Below are 20,911 nucleotides of genomic sequence, written 5' to 3'. Positions count from 1 at the left end.
GGCATGTCGCGCGCCGGCCGGTTACCGGTTCAGTGCGCTGCCGCGGCCGTCGGCCCGTTCAGGATTACGGGCCCGGCCACAGGCGGGAGGAGAGGCCACTCGTCTCATGATCGGTCGCGCGAGATCAACGGGAGGAGAGGTACTGGGCGCCGAGGGCGCGGAGGCGGGTGTGGGCGGACTCGTAGACCTCCGGGCCGCCGAGGTACGCCTTCGGGAGCTTGGCGACCATCGTGTAGTTGGTGTCGCACACGTTGCCCACGGGAGCCTCGGCGCCCTGGCTGATCAACTGGTAGGCGTCCAGCTCGTCGAGCCCGGTCAGCGACGCCGTCCAGGTGACGAGGTCGTGCTGGCTGATCCGGTAGGCGTCCTCCAGCGGGCGCGCCGAACCCGTCGACATCAGGTGCCCGTCGTCCTCCAGGCGCGGCCACGGAGTGGCGACGCCCTTGATCAGCTCGACGGCGACGACGGTGTTCATCGCCGCCTCCACCGCCGTGCCGCAGACCTCGCCGTGCCCCTGGCGGCAGTGCCCGTCACCGATGGAGAACAGCCCGCCCTCGACGTTGACGCCCAGATAGACCGTGACCCCGGCCCGCAGCTCGGGGGTGTCCATGTTGCCGCCGTGGGCGTCCGGCGTGATCGTCATCCTCGCCTCGGAAGCGGCAGGGGCGACGCCCACGGTGCCGTGCATCGGGTCGAGCGGCATCTCGACGCTGAAGTCGCCGCGCCTGGCCCGGTAACGCACGACCCGCTTGTCCACGTCGACCTCGTACAGCCACACGACCTCTTCGAGGGGCGGGTGCAGCATCGCCGTGGTGTGGGTGGCGGTCAGCGCACCGAAGTGCGGGAACGTCGTGGAGACCGCCCAGTCGCGTGCCGGTTCGATGGAGACGAAGTGCAGCGCGAGCGTGTCGCCCGGCTCGGCCCCCTCGACGTGGAAGGGCCCGGTGACCGGGTTCAGGTACGGGAACTCGCACACCTTCGAGGGGAGGTCTTCGAAGCCGCGCACCCGTCCGCCGAAGCAGTCTTCGGTGAAGAGCTCCACGACCGTGCCCGGCTTGATCCTGCCCACGGCGGGACGGCCGCCGAACGTGTAGGACAGTTCCTCGGCGCTGGGCTGGTAGGAGACGACGTTCACTCGGAGACCTCCGTGTTGATCGCGGACAGGGTGGGACGCCGGCCCATCATGTAGCTGCCGGCGAGGACGAGGACGCCGATCGCGAGCCAGACGAAGCCGAGCACCTGGGCGGCGACCTTGGCGTTGATGACGACGTAGAGCAGGATCAGGAAGCCGATGGCCGGGGCGACGAGGTGCCGCCACCAGTCGCGGCTGCCCTTGCGCACGACGTAGTGCACGACCACGGACACGTGCAGGGCGAGGAACGCCGTCATCGCGCCGAAGTTCACCAGCGTGCCCAGCAGCGTGATGCCGTCGTCGCGCGAGCTCATGTACAGCCCGAGGGCCAGGGACACCACGGCGACCAGGAAGGTGGCGTTGACCGGCACCTTGTGCTTCGGGTGGACCTTGCCGAGGAAGCTCGGGAGCTGGCGGTCGCGGGCCATCGCGAACAGCAGGCGCGAGGTAGCAGCCTGGGCGACGAGGGAGTTGGCGAAGCCCCAGGCCACGGCGGTGGCGACGGCGGTGAGCACGCTCAGCCAGTGGCCGCCCGCGTACGCGGCCGTGTCGTAGAAGGCCGTGCCCGCCGGGTCGCCCTTGGTGAGGAGCTCCTCGCGGTTGGGCGCGAGCAGCGCGGCGACCCAGGTCTGCACGACGAACAGCACGCCCGCCAGCGCGAGCGCGTAGATCATCGACCGGCCGAGCTTCCGGGTGTCCTCGCGGCTCTCCTCGGCCAGCATCGAGATGCCGTCGAAGCCGAGGAACGACAGCACCGCCACCGACACGGCCCCGAACACCAGCGGCCAGGAGAACGTCGAGGAGTCGAACAGCGGGCTGAGCGCGTTGCCGTGCCCCTTGCCCTGCGCGAGGGCGACGAGCCCGATGACCAGGAAGACGGCCAGCACGATCAGCTCGGCCACCAGCATGATCTTGTTCATGCGCGCGGTCATCTCGATGCCGAGGTAGTTGACCACGGTGTTGAGCACGATGAAGCCGATCAGCCAGCCCCAGATCGGCACGGCCGGGACGAACGACGCCATGGCCGCGCTCGCCACGAGGTACAGCAGGGCGGGCACGAGCACGTAGTCGAGCAGGATCACCCAGCCCGCGAGGAAGCCCACGGGGGCGGAGATCCCGCGTCCCGCGTAGGTGTAGACCGAGCCGGCCATCGGGAAGGCCCGCGCCATCTGGGAGTACGACAGCGCCGTGAACGCCATCGCGACCATGCCGATGACGTAGGCCAGCGCCACCATGCCGCCCGAGGCCTGGAAGACGCCGCCGAAGATGCCGAAAGGCGCGATCGGCACCATGAAGATCAGGCCGTAGATCAGCAGGTCGGTGAAGCTCAACGACCGCTGCAACTCCTGCTTGTAGCCGAAGCGCTCCACGCCGGGACCGGCGCCCGGCGGGGACGCGGACGATGGCGAGATATCGGAGGGAGAAGACATGGACGGCTCCTTCAAACGCGGGGGCAGAGCCGTACGATAGGGGTATTCCTTGAAAACGAAAAGATTTCCATTGAAAGTTTTACGCGCCGGTCACACCGCACCCGCCGGTCACACCGCACCCGCCGGTCACACCGCACCTGCCGGTCACACCGCACCTGCCGGGCACACCGCGCGGGCCGGGCACGGTCACACCGCCCAAGCCGGTCAGACCGTACGGGCCGGTGATGGTCACGCCGTACGGCCCGGCCTAGGCGGAGGTCACCATCTGGAAGTCGAGCCCGTCGGCCCGTCCCACGTAGACCCGCTGCCGCACGTGGCGGTCGGTGAGGGTGAGGCGGCCCCGGCCGCTGGTGATCGTGGTGCCGTCGGCGACCGCCTCGATCGCGGGGACGGCGAGGCTGCCGGCGCGGCCCGCCAGCGCCGCGAGCATGAGCACGCCCTCGTAGCAGCCGTGGCCGTGCCCGTTCAGCAGCGGGGCGGACGGGCCGAACCGCCTGGCGTAGCGCTCGGCCAGGCTGAGGTTGGCGTCGGTGGCGATGCTCCCGAAGTAGCCCATGGCGGCGTACAGCTCGCCGGTGGAGTCGCCACCGATGGCCAGCAGGCCGTGCTCCTCCAGCGCCCCGCACAGCCGCGCGCATCCGAGCCCGCTCGCCGTGAAGGCCCGGTTGAACGTGACCAGGTCGCTGCCGATGAGGTTGAGCAGCACCGCGTCGGGCCGTACGGCGGCCAGCTCCTCGATCAGCGGGGCCATCGCGGCGGTGCCGGACGGGACGAACCGCTCGCCGACGACGGTCGCGGACCGCGCCCGGATGTGCCGGCGCGCCGAGGCGTGGACCAGGCGCGGCCAGACGTAGTCGTTGCCCAGCAGGAACCAGCGCTTGGCACTCCGGTGGTCGATCAGCCAGTCGAGACCCGGGCCGACCTGCCGGGACGCCGGCTCGCCGAGGAAGTAGACCCCGGGGTCGCGCGCGCGGCCCTCGTAGGGCGGCGTGTAGACGAAGGGGACCGCGCCGCCCAGCGAGCGTTCGATGGCGACGCGCACGTCACTGGCGTGGGTGCCGACGAGCGCCTGCACGGCTCCCGCGCGCACCAGCCCGTGGACCTCGCGGGCGACCTGGGCCGGGCTCCGGCCACCGTCGACGAGGACCAGCTCGACCGGCCTGCCGAGCACGCCTCCTGTGGCGTTGACCTCGGAGGCGGCCAGCATGGCGCAGTTGATCGCGCACGGGCCGAGAAGGCCGAGCACGCCGGAGACGGGCACCACCAGGCCGACGCGGAGCGTTTCGGCCCTGAGCAGGTGAGCTTCAAGGGGGTCGATGACCACCGTGACGGGATCGGCCACGTGCAAGAGTATCCTCCTTGCGCACTCACGGACGAAGGGAGCCTCGATGGTGACGGCGGAGTCCGATGAGGACGGATGGGCGCGGCGATCGTCCGTGAGATCGGCCGGGAGCGGCGGGGGGCGGGAATCGGCCGGGGACGGCGGAGGGCGGGAGACCTCCGTGCGATCGGCGACGACGACGGGGCTCGGGTCCTCGCTGGCGTACCTTCTGAGCCGCGCCGAGCGGAGCGTCAACCGGGACCTGGCCTCGGTGCTCGCCGCCGAGGAGGTGACCGTCGACCAGTGGCGGATCCTCCAGGCGCTCGCCGACGGCCGGGGTCACACCATGGGCGACCTCGCGGAGGCCGCGCTCATGCCGCACCCCACGCTGACCAAGGCGGTCGACCGGCTCGTGGAGCGGGCGGTGGTCTACAGGGGCCATGATCCGGCAGATCGCCGCAGAGTGGCGGTTTTCCTCGCAAATCGGGGCAATGACCTTCTGAGCCGCCTGGAGGCGGGCATCGCCGAGCACCACCGCGCGATCCTCGCGACGTACGGCGCCGAGCGCACCGAGCGGCTCATGCACGAGCTCGAACTGCTGGTCAGGTCCCTCGAAGGCTGACCTCCACCAGGGCGAGTTTGCGCATATGGTTCATAACGCTGCTCCAAAGGGGAGGTCAAGTGCCCGACTTGCTGGTAGGGCCGATGCTGCGGTACGTCGACGAGACGAGCGCGTCCATATGGGTCGAGACGAGCGAGCCGTGCGAGGTCACGGTCGCGGTCGACGGTACGCACGCGGCCGACCGCACCTTCACCGTGCACGGTCATCACTACGCGATCGTCGACATCGAGGCCACCGGGGCGTACACCGTCGAGCTCGACGGGGAGCGCGTGTGGCCGGTCGAGGGCTTCCCCGACAGCCGGATCTGCCCGCTGGAGGAGCTCAGCCGCGTGGTCTTCGGCTCCTGCCGGACCACCGTCCCCCACGACGAGGCGCACGTGGCCACCCACGGCGTCGACGTGCTCCGCGAGTACGGTCAGCGCCTGCTGCAGGGGGAGGACCTGCCCAGCCTGGTGCTCTTCCTCGGCGACCAGGTGTACGCGGACGAGCCTTCGCAGGAGATGCTCGACTTCATCCACGCCCGCAGGCAGGACGGGCCTGACGAGATCGTCGACTTCGAGGAGTACGCCGAGCTGTACCGGCAGGCCTGGACCGACCCGGTGGTCCGCTGGGTCCTGTCCACCGTGCCCAGCGCGATGATCTTCGACGACCACGACGTTCGCGACGACTGGAACACCTCGGTGGCCTGGCGGGAGAAGATGGCCGAGGTGCCGTGGTGGTCCGCCCGGATCACCTCCGCGCTCGGCGCGTACTGGGTCTACCAGCACCTCGGCAACCTCTCGCCGTCCGAGCGCAAGGCCGACCCCATGTACGCGGAGCTCCACCGGAGCGAGGGCGACGGGGCCGCCGCCCTCGACGCGTTCGCGAAGAGGGCCGACGAGGATCCCTCCTCGACGCGGTGGAGCTACACGCGCGACATCGGCAGGACCCGCCTGATCATGCTCGACACCCGGTGCGCCCGGCAGCTCGACCCCCGTCGTCGCCGCATGCTCGACGACGAGGAGTGGAACTGGTTCACCGAGCACGCCACCGGCGACCTCGACCACCTGCTCATCGGATCCTCGGTCCCGGTCTTCCTCCCGAGCGGCATCTTCGACGTGGAGAGCTGGAACGAGGCCGTCGCGGGCGGGGCGTGGGGCCGCAGGGCGACGGCCTGGGGCGAGAAGATCCGCCAGGCGCTCGACCTCGAACACTGGGGAGCGTTCCGCCGGTCGTTCGAGGAACTGGGCGGCGTGCTCGCCGACGTGGCCGCGGGGCGCAGGGGAAGGGCGCCCGCCACCATCGTGCTGCTCTCGGGGGACGTGCACTACTCGTACCTGGCGGCGGCGGGCCCGGCGTCCGCCGACCTGGAATCCGCCCGAATCTACCAGGCGGTCTGCTCGCCGATCCGCAACCCGCTGAGCCGCACGCTGCGCCTCGCCAACGTGATCGGGTCGTTCGGGGTGGCCAGCGTCATCGGCGGCGTCCTCACCCGTACGGTCCGGTTGCCCCGGCGGCGCCTGCGCTGGAAGATCACCAACGGCCCGTGGTTCCCCAACGCGCTCGCCGCCCTGGACCTCGACGGCCGCTCGGCGGAGCTGCGCTGGCACACCGCCCGCCCCACCTTCGAGGAGCTGACCAAGGTACGGCTCGCGCCCTGAGGCGCGAGCCGAACCCGGCAGGCGAACGACGCCCTACTTGGCCGCCAGCTCGGAAAGGACGGCGGCGAGCTGGTCGACGGCCCAGTTGAGGTCCTCTTCCGAGACCACCAGCGGGGGCGCGAGGCGGATCGTTGAACCGTGGGTGTCCTTGGCGAGGACCCCGCGCCGCATCAGGCCTTCGCAGACCTGGCGGCCGGTGCCGATCGAGGGATCGATGTCCACGCCCGCCCACAGGCCCCGCCCGCGTACCGCGACGACGCCGTGGCCGCCCTGGCCGGCCGGCCCGATCAGGGCGCTCAGCCTCTCGTGCAGGAGCGCGCCGAGCTCCTTGGCCCTGGCCTGGTACTCGCCGGTCCCCAGCAGCTCGATGACGGCGTTGCCGACGGCGCAGGCCAGCGGGTTGCCTCCGAACGTGGAGCCGTGCTGTCCGGGCTTGATGACCCCGAGGACGTCGGCGTTCGCGACCACGGCGGACACCGGGACCACGCCCCCGCCGAGCGCCTTGCCCAGCACGTACATGTCCGGGACCACGCCGTCGTGGTCACACGCGAAGGTGTCGCCGGTGCGGCCGAGGCCCGACTGGATCTCGTCGGCGATCAGCAGCACGTTGTTCTCGGTGCAGATCTCCCTGACCTGGCTCAGGTAGCCGGTCGGCGGCACCAGCACGCCCGCCTCGCCCTGGATGGGCTCGATCAGCACCGCGACCGTGTTCTCGTCGATCGCGTCGTGGATCGCCTCGGCGGAGCCGTACTTCACGATCGTGAACCCCGGCATCGCGGGGCCGAAGCCGTCACGGGCGTCCGGGTCGGTGGAGAAGCTCGCGATCGTGGTGGTACGGCCGTGGAAGTTGTCCTCCATGACCACGATGTTCGCCTGGCCGGGGGCGACGCCCTTGACCTCGTAGCCCCACTTGCGGGCCACCTTGATCGCGGTCTCGACGGCCTCGGCGCCGGTGTTCATCGGCAGGACCATGTCCTTGCCGCACAGGTCGGCCAGCCCCTGGCAGAAGTCCGCGAACTGGTCGTGGAAGAACGCCCGGCTGGTCAGCGTGACCCGCTGGAGCTGCTCCTGGGCCGCCTGGAGGATCTTGGGGTTGCCGTGCCCGAAGTTCAGCGAGGAGTACCCCGCCAGGCAGTCGAGGTAGCGCCTGCCCTCGACGTCGGTGACCCAGGCGCCACGCGCCTCCCGCACGACGACCGGCAGGGGGTGGTAGTTGTGCGCGCTGCGCCGCTCGCTGAGCTCGATCAGTTCCTGGGTTCTGCTCATGTGCGGATCTCCAGAGTGCAGCACTTCGGACCGCCGCCGGCCTTGCGCAGTTCGCTCAGGTCGACGGGGATGACGTTGAGACCCCGGCGCTTCAGCTCCTGGGACAGCTCGCCCGCCTCGACGTTGACGATCACGTTGTGGCCGTCGCTGACGGCGTTGAGCCCGAGCACGGCGGCGTCGTCGGCGGAGGCGAGGACGGCATCGGGGAACATGTGCCGCAGCACCTCCTGGCTGCCCGGCGAGAACGCGCCCGGGTAGTACGCCACGTTGCGCCCGTCGATCGGGAACAGCGCGGTGTCGAGGTGGTAGAAGCGGGGGTCGACCAGGTCGAGCGTCACCACGGGGCGGCCGAGGAACTCCTGGGCCTCCTTGTGCGCGGTGATCGCCGTACGGAAGCCGGTGCCGGCGAGGATCACGTCGTCGAGGGTCAGGAAGTCGCCCTCGCCCTCGTTGGTCTGCGTCGGCTCCATGGCCGGGCCGTACCCGTTGGCGGTGAACCAGTTGAGGTAGGCGGGTCCCTCGGCGGTGCGCTCGGCGGTGGCGAACTTCGCGCCGTAGACCCGGCCGCCGACCACCAGGGCCCCGTTGGCGGCGAAGACCATGTCCGGCAGGCCGTCGATCGGGTCGATCAGGCTGACCGTGTGGCCCAGTTCCTCGTAGACGTCCTTGAGACGCTCCCACTGGCGGACGGCGGTGGCGGCGTCCGCCCCCGCGCTCGGGTCCATCCAGGGGTTGATCGCGTACTCGACCGCAAAGTATTCGGGACGACACATGAGGTAATGCCGGCTGTGGGCCATCTATCACTCCGTCGGAAACGGCTGGTCAAGGATGGCTTCAGCCTAGGAACGGCGGCAGGTCCGGGCCAGGCGCGGACCTTGCGCGCTCGCGTGGATCGGTTGCGTTGTCAGCCGTGCAAGCGGTGATTTGTTGCGTATGGGCGGAAAGCCGTTTAAGTGGTCACAACCAGATGGTCGTGCGGGTTACGGGATGTTTCATCGGTGTGTCGGCGCGTGCCGTGGCGCCCCACCGGCCTCAGACCTCATGGGGCGCTCCGTTACGTGAGTGAGGGGGGTCGTCGATGAGGCGGGAGAGCACGATCGCGCTCTTGGTGCGTACGACGAACGGCTCGGAGGCCACGCGCTCGATCACCTGCTCGACGTGCCGGACGTCCTTGGCGCGGATGTGCAGCAGGGCGTCGGCCTCGCCGGTGATCGTGCAGGCGGAGATCACCTCGGGATGGCGCGCGACGGCCATGCCGATCTCGGCGGGGGAGGTCTTGCCCCGGCAGAAGAGCTCGACGTACGCCTCGGTGGTCCAGCCGAGTGCCGAGGGCTCCACGCGCGCGGTGAAGCCGGTGATGGCTCCGGTGCTCAGCAGTCGGTCGACCCGCCGCTTGACCGCAGGGGCCGAAAGCCCGATTTGATGCCCAATTTCGGCGTATGTCGAGCGAGCGTCCTCGACCAAGGCTCCGACAATCGCACGATCAAGCGCATCCAACTCCACGGTGCCTGTATACAGCCGCTTCGCCTCCGGTACACAGTTAGTAGTCACTCCAAAGTTCAAGTAACTCCAAGTTTGGTCTGTTCGTCCTCGCCGGCGTGGCCGCCGGCACCCGGCGCTTCCAGCGCGAGAACGCCTGACACATGCGAAAGGCCGGGTGGAGAAGGGGAGCCCCCTTCTGCACCCGGCCTTTGCCGCGTCCTGTACTCGTGCGGGTCCTACCCCCTGTCGGCCTCGCCGGTCGCCTGCTCCAGGGCGTCCTCGGGGGATGCCTCCAGGTCGTCGGAGGCCTGGGCGAGGGCGCTCTGCTTGTCGAGGCCGACCCAGCTCTTGACGCTCTCGATGGCGAACAGCACGCCGAGGTACACCGACATCACGGCGACGACCCAGGTCAGCAGGCCGAGGGCCGCGCCGGCGCCGAGGAGCAGCAGCCGGACCTCCCAGCCGAGCCCGGCCTGGAACACCCACGGAGCCGGCCAGATGCTCTGCCGCGTGCGGTACACCGTGTCGTAGGTGTGGTAGCCGACGACGTAGATGAGCACGAACAGCAGCCACTTGGGCGTGCCGGCGGCCAGCCCGAGCACGATGACCGTCAGGAACTCGGTGCCCCTGATCAGCGGCGGCACCAGCCAGTCGAACCTGCCGAGGTGGTCGCGCGGCGCGGTCGGCACCATCAGCGCCACCATCACCAGCACCGGGAGCAGCATGACCGCCCCCTTGGCGGGCGCGGCGCCGTCGCCAAGCACGCCGGTCACGCCGATGGCGATCACGGCGAGCAGCGAGGCCAGCCCGGCGGGCACCGGAGGCAGCCCCGGGCCCATCTTGTCGCGCAGCAGCGCCACCAGGGGCCCGTCGTCGCGGTAGGCGAGCAGGCGGGCCGTCTGGATCCGGCGGCGCTCCTCGTCGGGATCGGGAACGGGGGCGGCTGCGGCCTGCGGATGGGTGATCATGCGAGCGACCTCATGAGACGTCCGGTGAGGGTGTAGGTGGCCGCGACGCCGCCCCAGATCACGAGCGTGAGGAACGTGACCCGGGGCTCGAAGATGGCCGCGGTGATCGCGATGGCGGCGAAGCGCTCGCCGATGGGGAAGACGATCATCTTGCGGGCCCAGTGGACGGCGCGGAACCGCCCGGCCTGGGTCCACAGCTTGAGCAGCCCGCGCACGCCGGTGCTGCGCGAGGCCCGGCGCTGCTCCAGCGCCTCACGGAGCGGCCGGTCGTCGGTGGCGGTGAGCGCCAGCGTCGGCAGCGGCACGGGCGGCTTGCGCCGGTTGGCCGCGCCGAAGGAGAAGTCGAGCAGGTGCCGCACCGACTGCACCGACAGCGCGACCAGCGCCAGCGTCCACACGTCGCCCTGACCGGCGACGATGGAGCCGACGGCGAGGCCGGCGAACACGATGTACTCCTTGGCGCGGTCGAACGTGGCGTCCAGCCACGCACCCAGCACGCCGAACTTGCGGGCGTACCGGGCCACCTGGCCGTCGACGCAGTCGAACACGAAGGCGAAGTAGATCAGCAGGCCGCCCGCCACCCAGCCCGGGCGCGTGCCCGTGGCGAAGGCCAGCGCCGAGAGCACCCCGAGCGCGATCGAGATCAGCGTGACCTGGTTGGGCGTGAGGCCCCGCCGGGCCGCCCACCGGGCGATGAAGCGGGAGTAGGTGCTGACGAAGTACGTGGTGAAGAAGCCGTCGGCGCCCTTGACCGCGTTGTTCAGGCGGGCGCGGTCCTCGTCGAACTCCGACATCGCGGCCACGGCCGCGTCGGCCTCGGTCTGGGAGCCGACCCGGGAGAAGAACAGGTCCCTGCGGCCGCGGGTGCCGACGGAGACGCCCCTGCGGACGAGGCCGAGCACGATCAGCTGGACCAGGTCGTCCTCGGGGCCGAACAGGTGGGCCAGGTCGGCGAGCTCGCGGGCCGTCTCGGCCAGGGTGGCCGCGTGGCGCTGGTGCAGGTGGAGCGGGCCGAGCGCCACCGCGTTCGGCCGGGTGACCTGGTGATAGGCAGAACCGGCGGAGATGACGCGCGAGCGGCCCGCGCGCAGCCGTACGGGCAGGCCTTCGAGGACGCGGTCGCCGATCTCGGGCTCGGCCTCCTCGATCGGGATGTCCGGCTGGATCGGCTCGCCGTGCTCGTCCTCCTGGCGCGGCTCCTTGACGATCAGCGCCAGCGCGCCCCGCTTGGACTTGGTGATCTGGTAGATCAGCTCGTCGTGGATCACGACGCCGGCGGGGATGAGGAAGAGGTTGTCCGTCGTGTGCTCGACGGCGTCGGCCAGTGCGCGCAGATCCCCGGCCAGGTCGCCGGACTCCACGACCGTGCCGGGGAACGACCGGTAGTCGCCGGCGTCGCCCTGACGGACGAGGGCGACGGGCTCGGGGTCCATCGAGGCCACTTGGCCGTGCAGCCGGGATAGGACCGTGGGCGAGCCGGGTAGCGACGTCAGCACCAGGCGACCGGGCGGGACGTGCTTTTCGGGAGAACCGATCGGGCCGGGCGATGCGCCCAGCAGGACCACGCGGGTCATGTCACCCTTTCAGGCAGCGTGCGGGGGGCGGAGGCGATTAACAGGGGGTGTCGCCAGGGAGCAAAGTTTAGTGACTGTTCTTCCAAAGGATGGCATCCATGGTTGACCCGAGATCGATTCGTCGCTTGCGGGTGTCACATCCTGTTTCGTGTGTCCCTGGGTTCCCTTTCGATTCGTGGTCTCACCTGGGGGAAGCCGGTGCCGGGCTCGCCCGGCGGCCGCATCGGGCCGGCATCCGATTCGTCCTCGGGCTGCGGCACGTCCCTAGACTGGGCGGGTGAACCTCTACCGTGACGAGGGCGTCGTGCTGCGCACCCAGAAGCTGGGCGAGGCCGACCGCATCGTCACGATCCTGACCAAGCGCACCGGCAAGGTGCGGGGGGTCGCCAAGGGGGTCCGGCGCACCACCTCCAGGTTCGGCGCGCGACTGGAGCCGTTCACCCACGTCGACCTGCAACTCCACACTGGGCGCTCGCTCGACGTGATCACGCAGGTCGAGACGCTCCGGCCGTACGGGGAGTCGCTGGTCTCCGACTACCCCCGCTACACCGCGGGCACCGCCATGCTGGAGACCGCCGACCGGCTCACGGTGGGCGAGAAGGAGCCCGCGCTCCGGCAGTTCCTGCTGCTGCTCGGCGGGCTGCGCACGCTCGTCGAGGGAGGCCACGAGGCCAGGCTCGTCCTGGACGCCTACTTCCTGCGGTCCCTCGCGGTCGCGGGCTACGCGCCCGCGCTCGACTCCTGCGCCCGCTGCTCGACCCCCGCGATCAGGGCCTTCGCCATCGCCGCGGGCGGCGTGGTCTGCGGCGGGTGCCGCCCGCCGGGGGCCGCCGTGCCCGCCGCCGAGACGATCGGCCTCATGATCGCGCTCATCCGCGGCGACTGGGACTCCGCCGACGCCTCCGAGCAGCGGCACCGCACCGAGTGCAGCGGCCTGGTCGCGGCATACCTGCAATGGCACCTCGAACACGGAATACGCTCGCTACGACATGTCGAGCGCGTCTGAGCCGCGCCCGGCCCTCCCACGGACACCCAGACAGACACACCCACCCACCTCCCGACAGACACGCACAGGAGAAACCGACCGTGAACGTCCGCCCGCCCACCCCTCACCCGTCCGGGGCGGTCCCGCCCCCGATCCCGCGCGAGCTGGTCCCCCGGCACGTGGCGATCGTCATGGACGGCAACGGGCGCTGGGCGAAGGCGCGCGGGCTCCCGAGGACCGAGGGTCACAAGGCGGGTGAGGCCTCGCTGTTCGACGTGATCGAGGGGGCCATCGAGCTCGGCGTCCCCAACCTGTCGGCCTATGCCTTCTCCACCGAGAACTGGCGCCGTTCCCCCGACGAGGTCCGCTTCCTGATGGGGTTCAACCGCGACGTGATCCGCCGCCGCCGCGACGAGCTGCACGCCATGGGCGTCCGGGTGCGCTGGGCCGGGCGGCCCGGCCGGCTCTGGAAGAGCGTCATCAAGGAGCTCCAGGACGCCGAGGAGATGACGCGCGACAACCGCACGCTGACCCTGCAGTTCTGCGTGAACTACGGGGGCAGGGCCGAGATCGTCGACGCCGCGGTGAAGCTGGCGCAGGACATCGCCGCCGGCAGGGTCAGGGCCGACAAGGTCTCCGAGCGCACCTTCGCCCGCTACCTCGACGAGCCCGACATCCCCGACGTCGACCTGTTCGTACGGTCCTCCGGCGAGCAGCGCACGTCCAACTTCCTGCTCTGGCAGTCGGCGTACGCCGAGATGGTCTTCCTCAACCAGCTCTGGCCCGACTTCGACCGCCGTGACCTGTGGCAGGCCTGCGAGGCGTTCGCCAAGCGTGACCGCAGGTACGGCGGTGCCCTCCCCAACCAGGTCTGAGCACTCGGGCAGGGCGCTCAGAGGGAGCAGTCGCAGCACGCGCCGTCGCAGGCGCACGTGCCGCAGCCGTCGCAGGACCGCAGGTAGCAGCGGTCGTCGCAGGGGCGGCCGTTCCTCTTGCTCCACCTCGGGCGCCACATCCCGCAGGTGAAGAAGGTCGCCACCCCGGCGGCGGACTTGCGGACGAACCCGGGGCGTTCGTAGGAGGCTCCGGGCGCCGTGAGGGCGAAGGTCCGCTCCACCGCCCGGCTCACCTCGGTGCCGAGCAGCACCTGCACCAGGTGCCGGTCCTCCAGTTCCACCTCGCGCAGGGCGAGGTCCAGGCCGTGCGCGGCGTCGTCGCAGAGCCGCCAGGCCTCCTGCCGGGTGGCGCCGGTCGCGGTGAGCGGGTTGAACGCCCCGCGCGCGTCGTCGTCCGCCTGGTCCTCCACCGCGTCCAGCAGGTGGGCGATCCGACCGAAGAACCGGCCCGCCTCGGCCAGCGGGGCCGCGTTGCCCGCCCTCCCCGACAGGGTGGCCGTGTGCGCGAACGCGGCGGCCACCGCGTCCTCCGTGGGCCTCGTCAGCTCCATCAGCGTGGCCACGGCCCCACCCCTGAAGTCGTCCCTTCCCTCCGGGGCGAGCACACCGGGGGCCCCGGGCGCGGCGAGGCGGCGTTCCAGGTCGAGCTGGCGGTCGATCGTCGCGGTCAGCACGCCGGCGTCGAATCCGACCGAAGTGCCCATGCGGGCGCCGGCCGCCTCCCACCGGGCCGCCAGGAGCCTGCGGGCCGGGCCGGTGCCGGGGGCGGCGTCGCCGTCCGCCACGTGGTCGCGGAGCTTGCCCGCCGCGAGGACGAGCGAGACCGCGGCCGCCAGCCGTACCCCCTCCGCGCGGGCGTCGACCACGTCGGCCTGCCTGAAGCCGCGCAGCGCGCACGGCCCGGCCGTCCGGTGCGGTGAGGCGGCCGTCCCCTGAGCCTCGGTGAGCACCGAGATGATCAGCCCGTCGTAGTTGGTGGCCAGCCGGGCGCCCTGGCCCTGTCCGTCGCGGAGGGTGAGGCAGAGCCCGCACAGGTGCGCCAGCCAGGCGCGGTGCAGCGATGGGCAGGAGTGTTCCCCGCAGGGGCGAATGATCCCGAACATCTTGCCTCACATACTTCGGGAGATCTGCGGACCTGGTCCGCTTCTGTCGCGCCAGAATCTACCGGTCCGCACCCCGCGCCGCCTCAGCCTCGCGGGGGACTTCTCACGCCCTGCGGCGGGCGCGATAGGCGGCGACGTGCATGCGGTTGCCGCAGGTGCGGCTGTCGCAGTAGACCCGCGAACGGTTGCGGGACTCGTCCACGAAGACCTTGTCGCAGTCGGGCGCGGAGCAGGTGCGCAGGCGTTCCCACTCGCCCTCGACCAGCAGGTGGGCCAGCGCCACTCCGCAGTCGGCGGCCAGGTGCTCGGCCACCGAGGCCCCGGGGGCGAAGTAGTGCACGTGCAGGGGGAAGCCGTCGTGCTCGGTCAGGCGGGCCGTGATCTGGGTGCGGTCGAGCAGGACGTTGAGCCGGGTGACCGCCGTGGCCGAGTCGGGAGCGGTGAAGACCTCGTGGAACGTCGTGCGCAGGGCGCGCACCTGCTCCAGGTCGGCCGCGCCGACCACCTCGATGCCGCTCATCTCGTGGCGCTTGACGAACGCGTCGAGATCGCCGGTGCCGGTCAGGCCGTCCGGGCCGCCCGTTTCGGGCGCGGTGTTGACCAGGTCGGCCACGGCGGCGAGCGAGCACACCATGTCATGGCTGAATGGCATGGTCTCTCCTGTTGGACGTGGTGCGGGCGGCGGCACGGTCGCCGGGGGGCGCGGAAGCCGCTCGCGCTCCGGACTCCCGGTCCCGGAAGCGTATCCGGTCGGGGGGCCCGTACAAGATTGCTCCAGGGAGAGACGTCCGGGACGTGGCCAGGAGGCGGCCGGTCCGGGACGGACGGCGAACGGCCCGCCGGGGACGTACCCGGGGGCCGCCGGACCGGCGGTCAGCCCGCCGAGGCGATGGCCGAGCAGGAGGGGCAGGTGCCGAAGACCTCCACGGTGTGCGTGATCGCCGTGAAGCCGTGCTCGGCGCCCACGCCCTCCGCCCACCGCTCGACGGCGGGCCCGGCCACCTCCACCGTACGGCCGCAGTGGCGGCAGACCAGGTGATGGTGGTGGGTGCCGGTGGCGCAGGCCCGGTAGACCGACTCGCCGTCGTCGGTGCGCAGCACGTCGATCTGGCCGGAGTCGGCCAGCGCCTGCAGGGCGCGGTACACGGTGGTGAGCCCGATCTTGGCGCCGTCGGAACGCATCTGGGCGTAGATGTCCTGCGCGCTCCGGAAACCCTCACTGTGGACGAGGATGTCCCGCACGGCGTCTCGGCGGTTCGTCATCGGCTGCACTCCCATGCACGGCATGACCACACGTTCATGTACTGGGCCTGTGTACGGCATGACCGTACGCTCATGTACTGGGCTCCTGTGAACGACCTCGCCGTACGAATCTACCCACGCCGAGGGCCAGGACGAAGCCGGCGAGCGCCAGGAGCACGATCGCGGCCCCCGGCGCGACGCTCGCGTAGAACGCGGACGTGAGCCCCCCGACCGTCGCGATCACACCGAGCGCCATGGCCAGCAGCATGGTCGTGGTGAAGCCGCGCGTGACCTGCTGACTGGTGGCCACCGGGACCACCATCAGGGCGCTGACCAGCAGCAATCCGACCACGCGCATCGCGATCACGACGGTGAGCGCGGCCGTCACCGCGATGAGCAGGCTCAGGAAGCGCACCGGCAGCCCGTTGACCCTGGCGACCTCCTCGTCCTGGCAGAGCACGAACAGCTCGCGGCCGAAGATCACCACCACGCCCAGAACGAAGGCCGCGAGCACCGCGATGACCCACACGTCCTCGGCGGTGACGCTGCTGATCGAGCCGAACAGGTAGGAGGTGAGCGTGGAGTTGCTGCCGCCGGGGGCCAGCCCGATGAGCAGCACCCCGCCCGCGATGCCTCCGTAGAACAGCAGCGCGAGCGCGACGTCCCCGGTCGTACGGCCGCGCGCGCGGACCAGCTCGATGGTCACCGCCCCGAGCACCGCCACCGCGACGGCGGTGAGCACGGGCGCGGTCCCGGTGAGGAAGCCGAGCGCCACGCCGGTCAGGGCCACGTGGCCGATGCCGTCGCCGAGCAGGGCGAGCCGCCGCTGGACGATGAAGGTGCCGACGGCGGGAGCCGCCAGGCCCACGAGCAGCGCGGCGATCAGCGCGCGCCACATGAAGTCGTACTCGAACATCTCGATCACTGCGTGGCCCCCGGGCTCATCGGCCCGCCGGACACCTCGTAGGCATGGGGACGCGCCTGCTCGTGGCCGGGGTGGGGGTGGCAGCTCGTCCCGTCCGGCGCGCCGTCGAGGACGGGGCCGTCATGACGGTGGCCCGGCCCGGCGGGTGGCGCGCCGTCGTGCAGGACGCGGCCGTCGCGCAGGACGACCGACCGTGTGATCAGCGGCGCCATCGGCCCCAGCTCGTGGGCGACCAGCAGCACGGTCTTGCCCTGCTCGACCAGCGTCGCGAGCGTGGCGGCCAGGTGCCGCTGGCTCTCGGCGTCCACGCCGGCCGTCGGCTCGTCCATGACGAACGTGTCCGGCTCGCCCGCCAGCGCGCGGGCGATGAGCACCCGCTGCTGCTGGCCCCCCGACAGCCACCCCACGGGGTCGCCGGCCCGTCCGGTGAGACCCACGGCGTCGAGCGCACTGGCCACGGCCGCCCGGTCCCCCGCGCTCGTACGGCGCAGCCGGCGCTGCCGGGCCACGCGGCCGGAGCCCACCACCTCGCGCACGGTGGCCGGCACCCCTCCGCCGACGGACAGGCGCTGCGGCACGTAGCCGATGCGCCACCAGTCGCGGAACCGGCCGGGCGGCACGCCGTACAGCTCGGCGGAGCCGGCCGACAGCGGCGTCAGGCCGAGAAGGGCCCGGATGAGCGTGGACTTGCCCGATCCGTTGGCGCCGAGGACGGCCACCACCTCGCCCGCCTCGATCCGCAGGTCGATGCCGCGCAGCACGGGCCGCCCGTCGAGGCTGACATGGCCGGCCGCCATCGCGAACGCGACGGGCGCGGCTCCCGGCGACTGCGCCGGGGCCACGCCGGTCGCCTGTGCTGATCGCGTCATGAGCATCCAAGTGCGGTGCGGAGAGCGGAGAGGTTCGCGCGCGCGGCGGACAGGTAGTCCCCTGCCGGGGGACGGCTCTCGATCGGGTTGAGAACCGCCGTCGTGGCGCCGACCTCCTTGGCGAGGACTTCGGCGACCTTGGGGCTGACGAGTTCCTCGGTGAAAATGGTAGTCACCCGCTCCCGCCTCGCGACCCCGGCCACCTCGGCCAGGCGGGCGGGGGAGGGCTCGGCCTCCGGGTCGACGCCGCTGACGCCGACCTGCTTGAGCTTGTAGCGGTCGGCCAGGTAGCCGAAGGCGGCGTGGCCGGTCACGATCGTGCGGCTGGAGCAGGTGGTCAGCCCCTGCCGGAACTCCTTGTCCAGGGCGCCGAGCTCCCCGGCCGCCGAGTCGGCCCGGCCGGTGTAGGCGGCGGCGTGCGCGGCGTCGGCCTGTGCCAGCCTCTTGCCGAGCTCGGTGACCACGGTGGCCAGCCTGCTCGGGTCGAGCCACACATGCGGGTCGTAGCCGGGCCCCCCGTGGGCGTCCTCGCCCTCCTGGTGCTCCTCCGCGCCCGCCGGCAGCGTGGTGATCGTGGAGGCGGCGTCGAAGGCCCGGTCCTTGGCGTGCTCCTGGACGGCGTCGTCGACCGCCGGCTGGACGCCCTTGACGTAGACGATCAGGTCGGCCCGCTCGATGTCGGCGATCTGGCGCGGGGTCAGCTCCAGGTCGTGCGGCTCGACGCCGGGCTGGGTCAGCCCGGTGACCGTGACGTCCGATCCGCCGACGCGGGTGGAGATCCACTCAAGGGGATAGAAGGCGGCCAGAACCCTCGGCTTGCCCGTGCCCCGCTCGTCCGCGGAGGCCTTGGTGCCCGCCGAGCACGCGGTCGCGGCGAGGAGAGCCCCGGCGCCGAGGAGGAGGGAGATGGCGCGAGGGCGCCGGTATGTGGACGGCTTGCGCCGGTTGTATCCGGACGAAAAGGGCATCACGCGCACAAGTATGCGCCAGAATGAAAACCGTTGTCAAAATCGTTGCTGGGCGCGTCCCTCAGAACAGCCCGAAACGGGCGGCGGCGACGGCGATCAGGAACGTCGCGAGCGCGACGCGCAGGATCCGGGCCCCCGTGCCCAGCGACGGCCACGACATGTACGCCAGCCAGCCCACGAAGCCGATCACCGGCAGGACCGCGACGCCACCCCGCCAGTCGGCCACGGCGAACCCCACCAGTAGCAGGATCACCAGGACGACAGGGAGGACCCAGCGCGGCAGCCCGTACAGGAAGACCAGCGGGGCCGCGCTCTTCTGCTCCACCGTGCGGCGCAGGCCCGTGGCCCCCGGCGTGAGGAAGTGCTCGCCCCGGGGAAGGGGCCGCGACGCCGTGCGACCGGCGCCCGTACGGCCGGTGGGCCGCCCGCGCTGCGCCAGCGGATGGTCGGGCACGCCACGCTTCGGCGAGGAGGACGAGGACGGCGAGGAGTCGCTGGGATCGTGCTTGTCGGCCACGCTTCGAGCCTAACGTCGGAGGGCTTCGTCACGGCACCCTATGCGTACTGGCATGCTGAACGGCATGCTTGCCCTCATCAGGTACTCCGTCCCGGACGCGCGGGCCGACGAGTTCGTCGAGAAGGCCACGTCGATCCTCGGCACGCTCGCCGCCCAGACCGGATATCTCGGCGGGCACGTCGGAAGATCCGTGGACGAGCCCGACCTGTGGGCGGTCGTCAGCGAGTGGGAGGGCGCCGGGTTCTACCGCCGGGCCCTGTCGGCCGCGCGCATGGAGATGTATCCGCTCATGACACTGATGATCAATGAGCCAAGCGCCTTCGAGGTTCTGGTCAGCAAACCTTGAACCGCGCGCCAGGGGCGGCTTGGCCCTGGACGCCGATTGTGGGCGGGTCGCGTCACCGGTTCCCCTAAGCTTGGGGGTGATCGGGCAGGTGACGCGCCCTCTGATCGATAAACCCAACCCCGACCGCCAGCCGGATGGAGATTCTTGATGGCCCGCCGTACCGACATCATGGACACGATCGTCAGCCTCGCCAAACGCCGCGGGCTCGTCTACCCGTCGAGCGAGATCTACGGAGGTCTGCGCGCGTCCTGGGACTACGGTCCCCTCGGTGTCGAGCTCAAGAACAACGTCAAGCGCGAGTGGTGGAAGTCCATGGTCCAGGGCCGCGACGACGTCGTCGGCCTCGACTCCTCGGTGATCCTCGCCCGCGAGGTGTGGGAGGCCAGCGGCCACGTCAGGGAGTTCGTCGACCCGCTGACCGAGTGCCAGTCCTGCCACAAGCGCTACCGCGCCGACCACCTCGAAGAGGCGTACGCCGAGAAGCACGGCGGCAAGGCCCCCGAGAACGGCCTGGCCGACCTGACCTGCCCGAGCTGCGGCACCAAGGGCGCCTTCACCGCTCCCCGCATGTTCAACGGCCTGCTCAAGACCTACCTCGGCGCCGTCGAGGACGAGTCCGGCCTGGCCTACCTCCGGCCCGAGACCGCGCAGGGCATCTTCATCAACTACCTCAACGTGCAGCAGTCGTCCCGCAAGAAGATCCCGTTCGGCATCGGCCAGATCGGCAAGTCGTTCCGCAACGAGATCACCCCGGGCAACTTCATCTTCCGCACCCGCGAGTTCGAGCAGATGGAGATGGAGTTCTTCGTCAAGCCGGGCAGCGACGAGGAATGGCACCAGTACTGGATCGACCAGCGCTTCCAGTGGTATGTCGACCTCGGCATCAACCGCGACAACCTCCGGCTGTACGAGCACCCGAAGGACAAGCTGTCGCACTACTCCAAGCGCACCGTCGACGTCGAGTACCGCTTCAACTTCACCGGCTCCGAGTGGGGTGAGCTGGAGGGGGTGGCCAACCGCACCGACTTCGACCTCACCACCCACGCGGCGGCCTCCGGCACCGACCTGTCGTTCTTCGAGCAGGACTCCGGCGAGCGCTACGTCCCGTACGTCATCGAGCCCGCGGCAGGCGTCGACCGCTGCACGCTGACCTTCATGATGGACGCGTACACCGTCGACGAGGCGCCCAACGCCAAGGGCGTCATGGAGCAGCGCACGGTCATGCGGCTCGACCACCGGCTCGCGCCGGTCAAGGCCGCCGTGCTGCCCCTGTCGCGCAACTCCGACCTGTCGCCCAAGGCCCGCGACCTCGCCGCCCAGCTCCGCCGCCGCTGGAACGTCGAGTTCGACGACGCGGGAGCGATCGGCCGCCGCTACCGCCGCCAGGACGAGATCGGCACGCCGTTCTGCATCACGGTCGACTTCGACACCCTTGAGGACCAGGCCGTGACGATCCGCGAGCGCGACTCCATGGCCCAGAAGCGCATCGCCCTCGACCAGGTGGACTCCTACCTGCGCCAGCACCTCAACGACTGAGTTCCGCTCCGGGCGGCGCCCGGTCCCACGACGGGGCCGGGCGCCGTCGGCGTTTCGGTCCGGCCTGTTCGCGCTGCGTCTCGTTCCGG

21 protein-coding genes are annotated in these 20,911 nt (G+C 71.0%); 6 read left to right on the top strand and 15 right to left on the bottom strand.

Features of this window, described 5'->3' with window-relative positions:
* Positions 1 to 124: 124 nt before the first annotated feature.
* The 3 genes from ACGFIV_RS02150 to ACGFIV_RS02140 all read right to left on the bottom strand — a co-directional run bounded on the left by ACGFIV_RS02150 (position 125) and on the right by ACGFIV_RS02140 (position 3,904).
* The gene (locus tag ACGFIV_RS02150) at positions 125 to 1,135 is read right to left on the bottom strand and encodes an acetamidase/formamidase family protein (protein WP_358546345.1); all 1,011 of its coding nucleotides are present in this window, start codon (positions 1,133 to 1,135) and stop codon (positions 125 to 127) included.
* Positions 1,132 to 2,562: an APC family permease gene (locus tag ACGFIV_RS02145; RefSeq protein ID WP_358546348.1), complete on the bottom strand. Its 1,431-nt coding sequence runs from the start codon at positions 2,560 to 2,562 to the stop codon at positions 1,132 to 1,134. Before ACGFIV_RS02145 ends, ACGFIV_RS02150 begins: the two co-directional genes overlap by 4 nt.
* 247 nt (positions 2,563 to 2,809) lie before the next feature.
* Positions 2,810 to 3,904 carry a substrate-binding domain-containing protein gene (locus ACGFIV_RS02140; RefSeq protein ID WP_358546351.1) on the bottom strand — a complete coding sequence of 365 codons (1,095 nt, stop codon included), beginning with the start codon at positions 3,902 to 3,904 and terminating at the stop codon, positions 2,810 to 2,812.
* 160 nt (positions 3,905 to 4,064) lie between these two features.
* On the opposite strand from ACGFIV_RS02140, the gene ACGFIV_RS02135 reads away from it, so the two are divergent.
* Together ACGFIV_RS02135 and ACGFIV_RS02130 are read left to right on the top strand one after the other, a co-directional pair.
* The gene (locus ACGFIV_RS02135; protein WP_358546354.1) at positions 4,065 to 4,505 is read left to right on the top strand and encodes a MarR family transcriptional regulator; all 441 of its coding nucleotides are present in this window, start codon (positions 4,065 to 4,067) and stop codon (positions 4,503 to 4,505) included.
* Between the two features lie 59 nt (positions 4,506 to 4,564).
* Entirely contained in the window at positions 4,565 to 6,145 is a 1,581-nt protein-coding gene (locus tag ACGFIV_RS02130; RefSeq protein WP_358546356.1) for an alkaline phosphatase D family protein, read from the top strand.
* A 33-nt stretch (positions 6,146 to 6,178) separates the two neighbouring features.
* Here the strand turns inward: ACGFIV_RS02130 and rocD are convergent, their stop codons facing one another.
* The 5 genes from rocD to ACGFIV_RS02105 all read right to left on the bottom strand — a co-directional run bounded on the left by rocD (position 6,179) and on the right by ACGFIV_RS02105 (position 11,435).
* A complete protein-coding gene (rocD, locus tag ACGFIV_RS02125) occupies positions 6,179 to 7,411 on the bottom strand; it encodes an ornithine--oxo-acid transaminase (RefSeq protein WP_358546359.1) in 1,233 nt (410 codons plus the stop codon).
* The gene (gene ddaH, locus ACGFIV_RS02120; RefSeq protein ID WP_358546362.1) at positions 7,408 to 8,208 is read right to left on the bottom strand and encodes a dimethylargininase; all 801 of its coding nucleotides are present in this window, start codon (positions 8,206 to 8,208) and stop codon (positions 7,408 to 7,410) included. Before ddaH ends, rocD begins: the two co-directional genes overlap by 4 nt.
* Before the next feature lie 235 nt (positions 8,209 to 8,443).
* Positions 8,444 to 8,914, bottom strand: coding sequence for an Lrp/AsnC family transcriptional regulator (locus ACGFIV_RS02115; RefSeq protein WP_358546364.1), 471 nt, complete (start codon positions 8,912 to 8,914; stop codon positions 8,444 to 8,446).
* A 215-nt stretch (positions 8,915 to 9,129) separates the two neighbouring features.
* Positions 9,130 to 9,861 (bottom strand): DUF5941 domain-containing protein, encoded by a 732-nt coding sequence (locus ACGFIV_RS02110; RefSeq protein ID WP_358546366.1) that lies wholly within the window; start codon positions 9,859 to 9,861, stop codon positions 9,130 to 9,132.
* Complete coding sequence (locus ACGFIV_RS02105; RefSeq protein ID WP_358546369.1) at positions 9,858 to 11,435, bottom strand: CDP-alcohol phosphatidyltransferase family protein; 1,578 nt, start codon at positions 11,433 to 11,435, stop codon at positions 9,858 to 9,860. Before ACGFIV_RS02105 ends, ACGFIV_RS02110 begins: the two co-directional genes overlap by 4 nt.
* A 277-nt stretch (positions 11,436 to 11,712) precedes the next feature.
* Between ACGFIV_RS02105 and recO the strand changes: the two genes are divergently transcribed.
* Entirely contained in the window at positions 11,713 to 12,441 is a 729-nt protein-coding gene (gene recO, locus ACGFIV_RS02100; RefSeq protein ID WP_358546372.1) for a DNA repair protein RecO, read from the top strand.
* 80 nt (positions 12,442 to 12,521) lie between these two features.
* Positions 12,522 to 13,295, top strand: coding sequence for an isoprenyl transferase (locus ACGFIV_RS02095; protein ID WP_358546374.1), 774 nt, complete (start codon positions 12,522 to 12,524; stop codon positions 13,293 to 13,295).
* A 17-nt stretch (positions 13,296 to 13,312) separates the two neighbouring features.
* Here ACGFIV_RS02095 and ACGFIV_RS02090 read toward each other — a convergent pair whose 3' ends face one another.
* From ACGFIV_RS02090 to ACGFIV_RS02060, 7 genes are all read right to left on the bottom strand, one after another.
* A complete protein-coding gene (locus tag ACGFIV_RS02090; protein ID WP_358546377.1) occupies positions 13,313 to 14,419 on the bottom strand; it encodes a DUF5685 family protein in 1,107 nt (368 codons plus the stop codon).
* Positions 14,420 to 14,522: 103 nt separating this feature from the next.
* Entirely contained in the window at positions 14,523 to 15,071 is a 549-nt protein-coding gene (locus ACGFIV_RS02085; RefSeq protein ID WP_358546380.1) for a CGNR zinc finger domain-containing protein, read from the bottom strand.
* A 221-nt stretch (positions 15,072 to 15,292) separates the two neighbouring features.
* Entirely contained in the window at positions 15,293 to 15,682 is a 390-nt protein-coding gene (locus ACGFIV_RS02080) for a Fur family transcriptional regulator (protein ID WP_358546383.1), read from the bottom strand.
* 70 nt (positions 15,683 to 15,752) lie between these two features.
* The gene (locus ACGFIV_RS02075) at positions 15,753 to 16,586 is read right to left on the bottom strand and encodes a metal ABC transporter permease (protein ID WP_358546385.1); all 834 of its coding nucleotides are present in this window, start codon (positions 16,584 to 16,586) and stop codon (positions 15,753 to 15,755) included.
* Positions 16,583 to 17,455, bottom strand: a complete 873-nt coding sequence (locus tag ACGFIV_RS02070) for a metal ABC transporter ATP-binding protein (protein WP_392831171.1) — start codon at positions 17,453 to 17,455, stop codon at positions 16,583 to 16,585. The genes ACGFIV_RS02075 and ACGFIV_RS02070 overlap by 4 nt, the downstream gene beginning before the upstream one ends.
* The gene (locus tag ACGFIV_RS02065) at positions 17,452 to 18,423 is read right to left on the bottom strand and encodes a metal ABC transporter substrate-binding protein (RefSeq protein ID WP_358546520.1); all 972 of its coding nucleotides are present in this window, start codon (positions 18,421 to 18,423) and stop codon (positions 17,452 to 17,454) included. The genes ACGFIV_RS02070 and ACGFIV_RS02065 overlap by 4 nt, the downstream gene beginning before the upstream one ends.
* A 61-nt stretch (positions 18,424 to 18,484) precedes the next feature.
* Positions 18,485 to 18,940 carry a DUF6703 family protein gene (locus tag ACGFIV_RS02060; protein WP_358546387.1) on the bottom strand — a complete coding sequence of 152 codons (456 nt, stop codon included), beginning with the start codon at positions 18,938 to 18,940 and terminating at the stop codon, positions 18,485 to 18,487.
* Between the two features lie 64 nt (positions 18,941 to 19,004).
* Between ACGFIV_RS02060 and ACGFIV_RS02055 the strand changes: the two genes are divergently transcribed.
* A complete protein-coding gene (locus tag ACGFIV_RS02055) occupies positions 19,005 to 19,286 on the top strand; it encodes an antibiotic biosynthesis monooxygenase family protein (RefSeq protein ID WP_358546389.1) in 282 nt (93 codons plus the stop codon).
* Between the two features lie 147 nt (positions 19,287 to 19,433).
* The gene (locus tag ACGFIV_RS02050) at positions 19,434 to 20,822 is read left to right on the top strand and encodes a glycine--tRNA ligase (RefSeq protein WP_358546391.1); all 1,389 of its coding nucleotides are present in this window, start codon (positions 19,434 to 19,436) and stop codon (positions 20,820 to 20,822) included.
* Positions 20,823 to 20,911 lie beyond the last annotated feature (89 nt).

The organism is Sphaerisporangium sp. NPDC049003, from assembly GCF_043197795.1.
Lineage (GTDB): Bacteria > Actinomycetota > Actinomycetes > Streptosporangiales > Streptosporangiaceae > Sphaerisporangium.
This window is presented reverse-complemented; position numbering and strand designations above follow the sequence as displayed.